This window comes from Streptomyces sp. NBC_00582, assembly GCF_036345155.1.
Lineage (GTDB): Bacteria > Actinomycetota > Actinomycetes > Streptomycetales > Streptomycetaceae > Streptomyces.
The window spans coordinates 351,746-364,956 of the sequence record NZ_CP107772.1 but is presented as its reverse complement, the minus strand read 5'-3'; the positions used below and the strand labels follow the sequence as shown (position 1 = coordinate 364,956).

Sequence of the window (13,211 nt, the reverse complement as noted above, 5' to 3'; positions counted from 1 at the left end):
ATGGGCTCGCATATGATTCCGACGGCGAGGTGCCCGTCGGCAGACGAAAGGAACGACCGTGACAGATTCCCTGGCTTCCCCGGCTCCCATGGCCTACGACTTCCGGGGCCGCGTCGCGGTCGTGACCGGCGGCGCCCGCGGCCAGGGGCTCTCCCACGCCCGCGCCTTCGCCGCCGCCGGGGCGGCCGTCGCCGTCCTCGACATCGGCGGCGACCTGTCCGCCGTGCCGTACGCGCTGAGCGGCCCGGACGACCTGGCCGCGGCCGAGGCGCAGCTGCGGGAGATCTCCGAGCAGGTGCTGGTCCTGCCCTGCGACATCCGCTCCCAGGACGCCGTGAGCGGCGCCTTCGACAAGATCCGCGCCGCCTTCGGCACCGTCGACATCCTCGTCAACAACGCTGGCGTCACCTCGCTCGTACCCGTTCATGCGATGTCCCTGGACCAGTGGAACCAGGTCGTCGAGGTGTGCCTGACCGGCGCCTTCCTGTGCAGCCGCGAGGTCGTGCCCGGCATGATCGAGGCGCGGCGGGGCTCCATCGTCAACATCGCCTCCGGAGCGGCCGTCGTCGGCATGCCCGACCAGGCCCACTACACCGCGGCCAAGCACGGACTCGTCGGCCTGACCAAGTCGCTCGCCCTGGAACTCGGCCCGCACGGGGTGCGGGCCAACGCCATCGCGCCGAACGTCGTCGAATCACCCCTCAGCGCCGCACTCGGTGACCTCTACCCGGACAGTCTGCAGAGGCTGGGCGACCTCTACGGCGCGTTCTTCCCGCTGGCCAGCTGCCCGGTCCTGCAGCCGTCCGACGTCACCAACGCCGTCTGCTGGCTGGTGTCGGACCAAGCCCGCTACGTCACCGGCACGACCCTTCCCGTCGACGCCGGCTTCGGCTGCAAGTAGTCCCCGCCCGCTTGTCCGACCCGGAGGAAGAACGCCCATGTCAGCGCAGTACACCCGCATCGAGGCCGCATATCTCCTGGCTGAAACCCTCACCCGCCTGTGGCCCGGTGCCGTCCTCGGCTCCGGCGGCCTGACCACGGACGGCTTCCGCTTCGACGCGGTCCTGCCCGAGGCCCCTGCCGGCCTGCTGGACGCGGTCGGCGTGGAGATCCGCAAGGTGGCCGCGGAGGGCCCCGCCCCCGCACTGACCGTCTCCCGCTCGGAGGCCACAGCCCTGCTCGTCGACCAGCCGCTGCAGAGGCAGCTGCTGGCGGCGCTGGATCCGGACCACCCGGTCACCCTCCGTCGGCGCGGCGACTTCGCCGTCCTCGAGGCCGCCGTCACGGTCGGCGCTACCGGGCAGGAACCGGCCCTCACTCCCGCGCAGGAAACAGCCGGCGCCCCCTTCCCCTCGCCGTCCGCGGTGGAACCCGCGGCCGTCAGCGGCGCGTACTGGCAGGGTTCCGCGGACAACCAGATGCTGACCCGCATCAGCGGCTGGGCCTTCGGCACCGCGAAGGAGTTGCGCACGCACAAGGAACGGCTCGCAGAGGCCCGCGCCCGCGACCACCGCAGGCTCGGCCGGGAGCTTCGTATCTTCACCGTCAGCGACGACATCGGCGCTGGCCTGCCCCTGTGGCTGCCACGCGGCACCGTGATCCGCCGTCAACTGGAGAACTGGATAGCCGAGGAGGAACGCGTCGCCGGCTACCAGCACGTCGTCACCCCTCAACTGGCCAAGCGCTCCCTGTACGAACGATCCGGCCACTGGGCGCACTACCACGAGGACATGTTCCCGGTCATGGGCGTCGCCGGCGAGGAACTGGTCCTGCGCCCCATGAACTGCCCCCACCACATCACGCTGTTCGCCACCGCCGACCACAGCTACCGCGAACTTCCCTACCGCTTGGCCGAGTTGGGCACGATGTACCGCTACGAACGCTCCGGCGTGGTGGGCGGCCTCAGCCGGGTGAGGGCCATGACCCTCAACGACGCCCATGTCTTCTGCACTCCCGAGCAGGTGGGAGACGAATTCGCGCGCGTCCTGGACCTCATCGAGCGCTGCTACCGCACCCTCGGCATCACCAACCACCACTACCGGCTCTCGCTCCGCGACGCAGAGGGCACCTCCGAGAAGTACGTCGCCGACGACGCCCTGTGGGCCCGGGCCGAAGAGACCATCCGCGACTGCCTGATCGACCTCGGTCTGCCCTTCCGTGAGGCTCCCGGTGAGGCCGCGTTCTACGGTCCCAAGCTCGACATCCAGCTTCCCGACCTGCTCGGCCGCGAGGAGACGCTCTCGACCATCCAAGTGGACTTCCACCTGCCCGACCGCTTCGGCCTGGAGTACGTGGGCCCGGGCGGCGTGCGCAAGCGGCCCGTCATCATCCACCGGGGCGTCCTGAGCACCATGGAACGCATGGTGGCGCATCTCATCGAGCTGTATGCCGGCGCCTTCCCTCTTTGGCTGGCCCCCGTCCAGATCGCCGTCCTGCCGGTCTCCAAGGACCAGGAGACCGAGGCCACCGCCTGGGCGGAGCGTCTCGTCAGGGACGGCCTGCGGGCCGAGGTGATCCGTCCGGACGGCACCCTCGGCGCCCGCATCCGCGCCGTCCAGGCCGAGAAGGTGCCCTACCTCGCCGTCCTGGGCGAACGAGAACTGACCGACGGCACGGTTTCCGTCCGCCGCCGCGGCGTCCGGGGCTCCCAGGAGTACACCCGCGAGGCCTTCGTGGCAGGGGCGCTGTCCCTGTCCCGCGAGCGGTCCCTGAGCCTGGACTGGGAACTGGCCCAGGGCGAGTGACCCGCCGGGCGCGGTTCGCCGCGCCTCAACGCCCTCTGCTCCGGCCGATGACCGGCAGCAGGGGGCGTACCGTTCGGTGCCTCAGGCATCCCCACCACACCCCGGCGCAGTACGCGACGTCGTCCACCGCTGAGGTGAGGGCGAAACGCGCCGGGAAGGCGGGACGTCCCGCTCGCCACCACGCCGAACCCACCGACACCAGGGCGGTGCCGGCCAGCGCCCCGCGGGCGCGCCGTGACCGGCAGGCGCCTACCGCCGCCACCGGCAGCCAGGTCCGCCACACGGCCCGCGACAGGGCATGGCCGGTGCGCACGACACCGGTGCCCACCAGTCGGCCGAGCAGCCGGGCCGGCACCGGTGTGCCCGACGCGGATCCCGGCCGACCGGGACGGGGCGCCGTCAGAGCGGCGGTCGCGGGCAGCAGCCGGCCCGCCGCGAGGAGCAGCCAGAACGCGGCGAGCCGCGGCGGCAGTTCGACGGGCGCGAGCAGCCCTGGGTGTCGCAGCGCCAGTGGTGCGGCCGAGGTGCCGTACTCGAAGCGCCGCCGCACCCAGGCGAACGGCCGGGTCCGATGGTCGTGGGCGACACGGGCGGCGGGTTCGTACCGGATCTGCCAGCCGGCCGCGCACATCCGCCACACCAGATCGACGTCCTCCCCTATCAGCAGGCTCTCGTCGAACCCGCCGCCCAGGGCCGCCCGCCGTACGACGAGCGCGGCCGTGGGCACCAGCGGGACCCGGCTGCGGGGAGCGACCCGGGCCGGACGGGGTCCGAGGTCCAGCGGTGCGCAGGCCGACTCGTAGCGGGCCAGCAGGCCGGGTCCGCGGTCGAGGCCCTCGATGCGCGGCGCGACCGCCGCGACCGCCGGGTCGGCGAGGTGGGGCAGCAGCGCGTCCAGCCATCCCGGACGCGGTACGCAGTCGGAGTCCACGAACGCGACGAACGGCGTGCGCACGGCCCGAAGACCGGTGTTGCGCGCGGACCCCGGCCCCCGCGACACGGAGTGGACCAGGACATGCGCACCCGTGCCCTCGGCCGCGCGTCGCGTGGCGGCCGGGTCATGTGACCCGTCGTCCACGACCACGATGTGCGGCAGACCGCGCAGGGCGAGCAGGCAACGACGCAGCTCACGCGGCCGGTCCCGGACCGGGATCACGACGGTCACCTGCTCCGGGCCGATGAGTCCCGGGCCCGGCCGAGGATGGGCGAGGCCGGCGACCACCAGTGACCGGGCCAGCCGCAGCTGGGCCGCACCCCGCGGCAGGACACCGTCCGCCCAGGCCCGCACCAGCCGCTGCCCGCGCGGTCCCAGCCGGTACAGCCGCTCCGGGCTGCCCCCGAAAAGCAGACCTCCCGGGTACCACCGGCATCCGGGGTCGAGGACGAGCCCGAACCCATCGGGCAGCCCAGCGGGCACGGGCGGACGCGGTGCGCTCCGCAGTGGACGTACGCGGTTCATGGGCGGACCTTTCCGACGAGACGGTCGACGAAGTCGTCGAGCAGGCGCGCGCCTTCGGCGGCCGTGGCCCCTGTGGGATCGCCGAGCACGCCGTTGGCGGACACACCCCGCACCCCCTTCGCCCGGAGTACGGGAAGCAGGGTCCGTATCGGGCGGCAGTCTCCGGGAGCGGCCTCCCCGGCGCGTACGAGGTGGGGGGCGATGTGCAGCAGCAGCGAGGTCTCGGTCCGTCCCGCGTGGGCGTCGCCGTCCCGTACGACGGGCACCCAGCCCGCCGCGTCGAGTCCCTCCCCGCGCAGTCTGCGCAGGGCCCTGGCCAGCGCCCAGGCGTTTCCGCCGTGCCCACTGACGAACAGCACCCGCCGGAAGGTGTCCCGGGCGGACCGGCCGAGTTCGACCAGCAGCAGTTCCAGCACCTCGGCCCCGATGCTGAGGGTGCCGGCGAAACCGGCGTGCTCCCCGCTGGCGCCGTACGCGAGCGGTGGCGCGACGACGGCACCAGGGAGCGCGGCGGCGGCCCGCGTCGCCACCGCGAGCGCGATCCGTACGTCGGTGTCGAGGGGAAGGTGGGGGCCGTGCTGTTCCACCGCCCCGAGCGGCACGATGAGCAGGCTGCCGCCTGCCTCGACCTCGGTCCAGGCCCGCTCCCCGAGCGGCCGCGTCACGACGGCCTTGCCGTGAGCGCCGTGACCAGGAGCCGCGCGGCCTGGTCGCCGCTGGTGCCCTCGGGAGGTGGCCCGGGCGGACGCGGCGGGGGAGCGAACAGCGCCCGGTAGCGGTCGCCGGCCCGCCCGCCGGGGGGCGGCGGGCCGCAGACTTCGTGCGGCACGCCCGCGGGAGACGGACCGGCTTGCGGGATCAGATCCACCGCTGACGCTCCCCGCTCCTCCAGCCGCGCGGCCAGCGCGCCCAGCACCTCACCGGCATCCGCGCACACCGCAATCTCGGCCTGCGCCATCAGCACGGCCCCCGGGTCCGTGTTGATCGCCAGCACTCGGTCCGCCCGCACCGCGACCGTGTGCTGCAGGCTTCCCGACACGCCGAACAGCACGGCCGTACCGGCACGGAACCACTGCCCGGAGGCTCCGACCAGACGCTCGGCCGGTGCCCATCCCGCGTCGATCGCCGCGCGGGTGGCGCCCCAGGGTGCGTCCAGCAGCCCGGCGCACCGCGCCAGCAGCCCGAAGTTCTCGGGGCCGCCCACACCACGACCGCCCAGCAGCACGACCGCTGTCATGGTCAGTAGCCGCGTACCGCGAAGGGCGCGGCGGCCCTGCGGTCGGCCGTGAGGAGCAGGATGAGCTCGCAGGCACCGTCGCGGACGAGTTCGGCGAGTTCGGGGCAGGCGGCCAGGATCGTCGAGGTCAGCTCCTTGCGGACGGCCTCGGTGTGGTCGGGGTACAGGTGTGGCGCGAAGGCGATGACGACGGTCAGTTCGAGGCGGTCCGGGGTGCCGGGCACGAACTCCGGGCGGCACAGCGGTGCGGAGCCGGGGATCACGTCGTACAGCCGCATCCCGCCGTACATCGGCGCCCTGGCCACCGCGGGCGAGGATTCCAGGGCCTCGCGCAGCGGGATGGGGCGGAACACCGGGATCGTACGGCCGCGGTGGGTGACGAGCGGGGTCAGGGCGCGACGCCCGACCATGGCGGCGGACAGCTCGCCCGGCTCGCAGGAGTCCGAGCCGCCGGGCACGGCCTCGACGAGGTCGCCGGTGTCGTAGCGGACGAGAGGCTGGTACTGGGAGAACGGGTACAGCTCGGTGAACACCATCCGGCCCACGCCCTCGGTGACCGGGCGGTCGCTGTCGAGGGAGACGACGTCCGGCTGTACATGGGCGTCGAAGTGCAGCAGGCGGCAGCTGGGGCAGCGGGTCGCGCCTCCCGTCACCTCGGACATGGTGTAGCGCTCGACGATCCGGGCGGTGGGGAAGACGTCCGCAAGATAGGCGCGCTGCAGTTCGCTCAGGTAGTCGGCGACCGCGGTGATGGTACGCGGGGCGAGGACCTCGTTCAGCCCGCTCTGAGCGAGTGTGTGCGCGAGGATCACCAAGTCGTCGGGGGAACCGCTGAACTGCACGACGGGCTTGTCGAGGCCGGGGAAGAACTCGGGCCGGCCGAGCAGGGCCACCGCCTTGGCGAGGTCATTGTCGTTCATCAGGCTCAGGGTGACCGTGCGGTCCACGGAGACCACGTTCAGGGCCCCGCCGTGGTGCCGCTTGGAGATCGTCGTGAAGTGGACGATGGGCCGGTCCTCGCCCAGCCGCTGCCGGGCGCCTTCGCTCAGCCGCCGGAGGAGTTCGCCGAAAGCGGCGATCTCCTCCGGGCTGCGGTAGCGGACGAAGGGCGTTCCCGTCGTACCGCTGCTGTGCAGCAGCACGGCCGGAGTCAGCCCTGGATGACGGACGGCGGCCGCGCCACCGGCGGGGGCGGCCTTGCCGATGACGGGGAGCTCCGCCAGGCCCCTGCCGTCGCGGGCCACGCTGTCGCCCCACAGCTCGCGGTAGTACGGGATCTCGCGGGCGTGCTCAAGGGTCCGAGGCAGTAGCCGCGCACGCAGCCGGCTCTTCGACCCCCGGACGATTGCCTCGGCGGCGGTGTGCGTCATGTCGGATGCCCTCTCGGCGCGATTCGCTCAATGAATGTGACAAGAGATATTGACTGTTGCGACTAGAGCTTGTCAAGATTAATTACCCACGCCTGGAGTAATCCGATCCCGCGCAGCGGAGGACCCGAACACCCAGCTCAGAAGGGCAGCCCATGACCACTGTCAGCGTCACCCCCGCGACCACCGGCACATCCGACGACCGGTTCCTGCGCATCCTCGACGACCCCCGCTACCGGGTACTGGTGGATCTGCAGGACCTCATCAGCTACGAGACCGCCGTCTTCTGGCGGCAGCGCGCAGTCAAGTGCCTCCACCTGCCGATCACCACCAACTCCGTCTCCTCCCCGATGGGACTGGGCAGTGACTCGCTGCCGGTCTGCGTCGACCTGTTCGGCGTGCCCACCTTCCTGGCCGACTCCATGCAGTTCATGCTCGAGTACGGCTGCCGGCTCTCCCGGAAGGGCAGCTACTACCTCATGCCGAGCTTCCGCGGTGAGGAGACGGACGCCACCCACCTCAACCAGTTCTTCCACAGCGAGGCCGAGATACCCGGTGGCCTCGACGACGTCATCGCCGTCGCGGACGCCTACCTCCGGCACATCGCCGCCGCCGCCCTGGTCCAGGTCGGCCCCGCCCTCACCGCCGTGGCCGGCACGACCCGCCATATCGAGGACCTGCTCGCCCGCCCTTCCGCCCGGCTCACCTTCGACGACGCGGTGTCCGAACTCGGCGGAAAGCCCGCCTACTTCACCGACAACGGGTCCTGGCGGACCATCACCCGAGCCGGCGAGCGGGAGCTCATCGCCCGCTTCGGGCCGGCCGTCTGGCTGACCCATTTCGACCACTTGTCGGTGCCCTTCTACCAGGCTTATGACGAGACGGGGCAGAAGGCGCTCAACGCCGACCTTCTGCTCGGCCCCGGCGAAGTCATCGGCTGCGGCCAGCGCCACGTGACCGGCGCTGAGACCCTCGACGCCCTGCGCCGACACGAGGTTCCCAGCGCCGACTACGACTGGTATGTCCGCATGAAGGCGGAACACCCCATGGCCACCAGCGGCTTCGGCATGGGCATCGAGCGGGTCCTGATGTGGCTGCTGCAGCACGACGACATCCGGGACATGCAGATCCTGGAGCGCTACAACGGCCGGCTGACCACCCCCTGACCCGTTCGCCTGTACCTCACCCGAGGCAAGAGCAGAGGAGGCCCTGTGCCGTCCGTCCCCCACCTCGCGGCCCCCCCGCCGGACCCCGAGGACATCCTCGCGGAGACCACGCTGAGGGACCCGTATCCCTTCTTCGCCTCGCTGCGCCGGCACGACCCCGTGCACTGGAACCCGTGCACCGGCACGTGGTACGTCACCGGATACGACGACGTGACCGCCCTGCTCACCGACCGCCGGCTGGGCGCCGTGGCAGGCGAGGGTTTCCCTCGTGGGCTCACGCCGGCACAACAGCGTGTCACGGCGTCCCTCGAACGGTTCTTCGGGCGCTGGCTGGTCTTCTCCGACCCTCCCTACCAGCAGCACCTGAGGGCGCGGCTCCAGCCGCTGTTCACTCCCGCCGCCGTGGCGGAACTCGCCGAACGGATCGAGGACGCCGCCGGCCGGGCCGCGCTCCGCCTCGCCCGCGCGGCTCAGCACGGTCCCCCGGACCTGATGCGCGACTTCTCCCGCCCCTTCGCCCTCGACGCGGTGTGCGAGTTGCTCGGCCTGACCCGCGAGGAACAGGGCCGCGCGGTCGGCTGGTCGGACGCCCTGGTCGGCTACCTGGGAGCGTCCCGTTTCGACTCCGACGTCACCCACACCGCCGCGGACGCCGTGCGGGACCTCACCGCCCACGTCACCCGCATCCTGCTGCCCCGAGGCAGTGGAGCCGTCGCCCGCTGCCTCGCCCCTCTCCTGGAATCCGGCGCGATCGACGGCGAGGAGGCGGCGGCAGTCGTCGCCCAGCTGCTGACCGGGGGCGTGGAACCGGTCAGCACCACCATCGGGGTAGCCGTCTGCGCCCGCCACGCCTGCGCCGGGGCCGCGTCGCACACCGGCGAGCACACGACGTACGCCGACGCGGTCGAGGAGGCCCTCCGCTACGACGCCCCCTTCCACTTCGCCCCCCGGCGCGCCGCCACCGCCCTGACCCTGCACGGCCGCAGCCTCGCAGCCGGCGACCGGGTTGTCCTCGTCCTCGCCTCGGCCAACCGCGACGAACGCGTCTTCGCCGCCCCCGACGTCTACGACCCCACCCGCCCCCGCGCCCGCCACGTCGCCTTCGGCCTCGGCGGCCACTACTGTCTCGGCGCTGTTCTCGCCCGCACCGAGACGGCCGCCGCCTTGCGTGCCCTCGACCGGGAAGTCCCCGGCCTGCGCGTCGATCCGTCGGCCGTAGGCCGCGCCCCCGCCTTCGGGGCGACCGTACTGCGTCCCTTCCCGTCCCTCGTCTGAACCTCGCCCGCCGCTTCTGAAGAGCCGAAGCACTGAGTCCCGGAGAAACAGCCCATGCCCAAGCCCCACCTCGCCCGCTGGGTCGGCGACGCCGATGCCTTTCTCGACGGCTCCTGGCGCAGGGGACCGCTCGTCCACCGCCCCGACCCCGCCCTCCGACCACCCCTCTCCCTCGCCGACCTCGACGCCCTGCTGGAGACTGGACTCCTGCACAGCCCGTTCTTCGAGATGGCCCGCGCCGACGAGTTCGTCCCCAAGGAGGCGTACTGCTCCGCTCGCACGGTCAACAGGACCGCCCACCCGGGCTACGCGGACGCCCGCAAGGTGCGCGACCAGCTGGACAAGGGCAATACGCTGCTCCTGCGCTGCGTCGACCAGTGGCACCCGGCGACCGCCCGACTCGTGGCCGACCTCTCCGCTGAGCTCGGCCGCCGCATCGAGGCCTTCCTCTTCGTCACCCCGCCCGGAGGCCAGGGCCTGCCCCTGCATCGCGACGATGCCGACGTCCTGACTCTCCAGATCAGCGGCAGCAAGCACTGGTACGTGCACACCGGGCCCACCGACGACCGGTGGGCACCAGGCCCTGTCGCACCGGGCGAAGACCCCGAACTGCTGCTGACCAAGGTGCTGGGCTCAGGTGAGGTCCTCTACATCCCGCGCGGCTTCGCCCACCTGGCCACCGGTGACGCGGGCCTGTCAGTCCACCTCTCCCTCACGATCCGCGAGGTCAGCACCGCCGACCTGCAGCGCGCCCTGCAGTACTCTCTCGTAGAGGGGCTGCGGCCCGCCGGATCCCGCCCCGGTGACGACGCGGCGCTGCAGGCGGCGGCGAAGGGCTTGCTCGACCACTACCGCCTGAGGCTGGAGACGGTCTCGCCGGCCGACCTCGTCGAGGCGGCCCGTCGCGCCCAGCTGGCCCAAGCCCTGCCCCGGATCTCGGCGAAGCTCATGGCACTGGCCGAAGAACTGACCGCGGCGCCCGAGAAGCCGACGGCAGCCTGACACGCCGGGGCAGCCTGCCGAAAGATTGGTGGCCATAGCATCTTGACAAGACGACTTGACTGACAGTTTCATTCTAGGGTCGTTCAGTAAAGTCTGTCTGGGGAGCTGAGTGCCAATGGATCCGAAGGCGCTTGGTTCGCATATCCGCCGCCTGCGTCGCGAGGCCGGCCTGTCGCAGGCGGAACTCGCGGGGGCGGACCTCTCACCGAGCTACGTCTCGCTCGTCGAGGCGGGCAAACGCACCCCATCAGCGGAGGTTCTCAGTCAATTCGCCGAACGCCTGCACTGCGAGCCCGGCGAACTGATCAGGCATGTCGACCACGTCGACGTTCAGGATCTCGAACTGGACCTCCGCTACGCCGAAATGGCGCTCAACAACGGCGACCGGGAAGGCGCCCTGAGCTCCTTCCGGAGCGTTCAGGAGAAGGCGCCGAAGGCGGAACACCCCGACATCTGGTACCGCGCAGAGTGGGGGGTTTCCCGCTGCCTGGAGCTGAGTGGCCGCCTCGAGGAGGCGGTGGAACACTACGAGGGCCTGCACCAGGATTCCCTGCGTTTCCCGGACCGCGTGGCATCGCTGGCCCATGTGGTGCCGCTATGCCGCTGTTACCGGGAACTGGGCGACCTCTCGTACGCCATCGGATTGGCCGAGAACGTCCTGAATGAACTCGACTCCCTCAACATCCCGCCGACACTTCACAGCGTCGAGATCGCCTCGACTCTGGTCGGCCTATACTACGAGCGGGGCGACCTGAGCCGCGCCGCCTACCTGGCCTCTCAGACCATCGAACGCGCCCAGAAGATCGAGGACCGCAAAGCGCTGGGCGCTGTCTACTGGAACGCCAGCGTGGTGATGAGCCAGCAGGGCAGGCGCGCGGACGCGCTCTTGCTGATCGAACGAGCTCTGGCGATTTATTCCGAAGGCGACGACGAACGCGCCCTGGCCCGCCTGCGCAACGCCTACGCGGGACTGCTGCTGAGGACCGACCAGCCGGACGCCCAGACCGCGAAGGAACTCCTCGACCAGGCCGCGCAGAGCCTCTCCAGGTCCGGAAACAACGTCGACCTGGCGTACTGCGAGACGTCGATGGCGCGGGCGCACCTGCTCCTGGGTGACCCCGACTCCGCCGTCGCTCGCGCCACCCACGCGCTGCACCTCCTCGGTTCGCAGCACCGTTTGCAGTCCGCTCGAGCCCTGACAGCACTGGCCGCCGCGCACCTCGCACGCGGAGACCAGGAGGCGGCGCAGGCCGCGTGTGAACGGGGCGCCCTGATGCTCGAGGCGTCCGAGGCGGGCCGTCAGGCCGGCCTCGCATGGGGCGAGTTGGGGGAAATGCTGGAGGAGTGCGGCGAGTACGAGCGCGCCTTGCACGCCTACCGCGAGGGTATGCGCTGCATGGGGTGGCGCCGTACTCGCGCGATCAGCACACCATCCAATGCGTCGGCTCAGTTCTCATAGCTGCAGCACAGCGGGACGTCGCGCACTGGTTGCTCCGACGCCGCTGCGGGCGCGGGACTGGCCAGTAGCAACGTGGACACAATTCCGGTGAGCGCGGCCAGGACGATACGGCGGCCGCGACGGCCCAAGAGCCTTATGTGCATGCGATGCTCCTTGAAGAAATGACTCGCGCTTTCGTGATATCGGCGAGCGAAATTCATGAGTCAGATATGAGTATGGTGGAGTTCAGTAGTTCCTTTGATTGAACTCCAACGTTGCCGAGTGTATTACATGTGTCCGCCACGACCACAGGCAGCAAGTAATGACTAAGTATAGATTAGTTACCGATTGGTAATTCCTGCTCTTGTATCCTTTGAAGGGGGACTTCGCTTCGATCTGTCGTCGCCGATCCAGACGTTGATGGCCACGTGGGCGGCGTGCACGCCGCTGCCGGCCAGCTCCTTGTTCAGGTTGAGGACCCAGTTACGCAGGGCCGCGCCGGCCGCGTCGACGTTGCCGAGCATGGGGACGGAATCGATCGAACCGCCGCCGCTGGTGAACAGCAGGGTGCCGGCGCCCGCTTCGCGCATCGCGGGCGGGACTGTAAATCGTTCGGCCCTGTCTCACATTCGGTGGTGACGGAGAGTTGTCAGGGTCGTTGACCTTCATGTGATGGGTGTCAACGAGCTTGCGCAGACGGTGTTTTCGGGTCTGTCCCCACTGGTCATGGTGCTTGTGGTCGACGAGGGTGAGCGGATCGTGGTGCGGGCCCGGACGTCGCTGGACACCGCGGTCTGCCCGGTGTGCGGGGCCTCGTCGGGACGGGTGCACGGCTATCACTGGCGGACGGTGGCCGACGTTCCGGTCGACGGGCGACGGGTGGTGGTGGCTCTCTGCCGAGCAGCGGGTACGGATGGCTCCAGGCGACCGATCCAGTACAGGATCGCCTCGGACTGCCCCCGTACTTCGAGCTTGTGGTAGATGCGGCTCAGGTAGTTCCTGACCGACTTCTCGGTGAGCACCATGTGCTGCGCGACCTCGCGGACTTTCTTGCCGGAGGCGAGCAGATCCATGACCTGGCGTTCCCGCTGTGAAAGTGCAGAACGCCGGTCCGGGCGGATCTCGGTCACGGTTCGCGACCGCTTCCTGCCGGATGTCTCCCTCACCGGGCCGGTAACCGCCCTCACCCATGCAGCGGCGACGACGGGGTCCAGGAATCCGGTGCCGCGAAAGGTGCACAACAGTGCTTCGTTGAGCAGGAAGGCGTACCGGTTCTCCAACAGATAGCCGGTGGCCCCCTGCTCGAGCGCCAGGAACACGTCGTCCCAGTCCAACGAGTGCGCCAACACCGCGGTCGGTGGCAGCACGCCCTCGAGTTCGTCGCAGAAACGCATCAGTTCGCGTGCCATTCCCTGTCCATAGAACAGCAGGACATCGTCTTCCGCTCGGACATCGGATGGTTCGGTGACCAGTCGGACGCGGTCCGCCGACAGATCGTTCGGAACGAGGCCGCTGTCGGTGAC

Annotated in this window: 12 protein-coding genes and 1 pseudogene; 7 read left to right on the top strand and 6 right to left on the bottom strand. The window is 70.6% G+C overall.

The features are described from left to right. The first annotated feature begins 58 nt into the window (after nucleotides 1–58). Entirely contained in the window at nucleotides 59–901 is an 843-nt protein-coding gene (locus tag OG852_RS01590; RefSeq protein WP_133917962.1) for an SDR family oxidoreductase, read from the top strand. 37 nt (nucleotides 902–938) lie between these two features. Further along, nucleotides 939–2,744, top strand: coding sequence for a threonine--tRNA ligase (thrS, locus tag OG852_RS01585; RefSeq protein ID WP_133917963.1), 1,806 nt, complete (start codon nucleotides 939–941; stop codon nucleotides 2,742–2,744). Between the two features lie 25 nt (nucleotides 2,745–2,769). Here thrS and mftF read toward each other — a convergent pair whose 3' ends face one another. From mftF to OG852_RS01565, 4 genes are read right to left on the bottom strand one after another with little or no spacing between them, the layout of a single operon-like run. After that, on the bottom strand, nucleotides 2,770–4,203 hold the full coding sequence (gene mftF / locus OG852_RS01580; RefSeq protein ID WP_133917964.1) for a mycofactocin biosynthesis glycosyltransferase MftF: 1,434 nt from the start codon (nucleotides 4,201–4,203) through the stop codon (nucleotides 2,770–2,772). After that, a complete protein-coding gene (gene mftE, locus OG852_RS01575; protein ID WP_133917965.1) occupies nucleotides 4,200–4,868 on the bottom strand; it encodes a mycofactocin biosynthesis peptidyl-dipeptidase MftE in 669 nt (222 codons plus the stop codon). The genes mftF and mftE overlap by 4 nt, the downstream gene beginning before the upstream one ends. Continuing rightward, entirely contained in the window at nucleotides 4,865–5,440 is a 576-nt protein-coding gene (locus tag OG852_RS01570; RefSeq protein WP_133917966.1) for an FAD-binding protein, read from the bottom strand. The genes mftE and OG852_RS01570 overlap by 4 nt, the downstream gene beginning before the upstream one ends. A gap of 2 nt (nucleotides 5,441–5,442) precedes the next feature. Continuing rightward, nucleotides 5,443–6,810, bottom strand: coding sequence for a hypothetical protein (locus tag OG852_RS01565; protein ID WP_133917967.1), 1,368 nt, complete (start codon nucleotides 6,808–6,810; stop codon nucleotides 5,443–5,445). A 152-nt stretch (nucleotides 6,811–6,962) separates the two neighbouring features. On the opposite strand from OG852_RS01565, the gene OG852_RS01560 reads away from it, so the two are divergent. From OG852_RS01560 to OG852_RS01545, 4 genes are all read left to right on the top strand, one after another. Then, nucleotides 6,963–7,973: an amino acid--tRNA ligase-related protein gene (locus tag OG852_RS01560; protein ID WP_133917968.1), complete on the top strand. Its 1,011-nt coding sequence runs from the start codon at nucleotides 6,963–6,965 to the stop codon at nucleotides 7,971–7,973. Nucleotides 7,974–8,018: 45 nt separating this feature from the next. Further along, nucleotides 8,019–9,248, top strand: coding sequence for a cytochrome P450 (locus OG852_RS01555; RefSeq protein ID WP_133917969.1), 1,230 nt, complete (start codon nucleotides 8,019–8,021; stop codon nucleotides 9,246–9,248). A 54-nt stretch (nucleotides 9,249–9,302) separates the two neighbouring features. Further along, complete coding sequence (locus tag OG852_RS01550; protein WP_133917970.1) at nucleotides 9,303–10,250, top strand: JmjC domain-containing protein; 948 nt, start codon at nucleotides 9,303–9,305, stop codon at nucleotides 10,248–10,250. A gap of 115 nt (nucleotides 10,251–10,365) precedes the next feature. Beyond that, a complete protein-coding gene (locus tag OG852_RS01545; RefSeq protein WP_133917971.1) occupies nucleotides 10,366–11,709 on the top strand; it encodes a helix-turn-helix domain-containing protein in 1,344 nt (447 codons plus the stop codon). A gap of 320 nt (nucleotides 11,710–12,029) precedes the next feature. Here OG852_RS01545 and OG852_RS01540 read toward each other — a convergent pair whose 3' ends face one another. Beyond that, entirely contained in the window at nucleotides 12,030–12,278 is a 249-nt protein-coding gene (locus tag OG852_RS01540) for a hypothetical protein (RefSeq protein WP_330346856.1), read from the bottom strand. Nucleotides 12,279–12,360: 82 nt separating this feature from the next. Between OG852_RS01540 and OG852_RS01535 the strand changes: the two are divergent. Continuing rightward, nucleotides 12,361–12,576, top strand: a pseudogene (locus tag OG852_RS01535) (transposase family protein); the annotation flags it as partial. Here OG852_RS01535 and OG852_RS01530 read toward each other — a convergent pair. Continuing rightward, nucleotides 12,525–13,082: a helix-turn-helix transcriptional regulator gene (locus tag OG852_RS01530; RefSeq protein WP_330351375.1), complete on the bottom strand. Its 558-nt coding sequence runs from the start codon at nucleotides 13,080–13,082 to the stop codon at nucleotides 12,525–12,527. The pseudogene OG852_RS01535 and the gene OG852_RS01530 sit on opposite strands and share 52 nt — an antisense overlap. Between the last annotated feature and the right edge of the window lie 129 nt (nucleotides 13,083–13,211).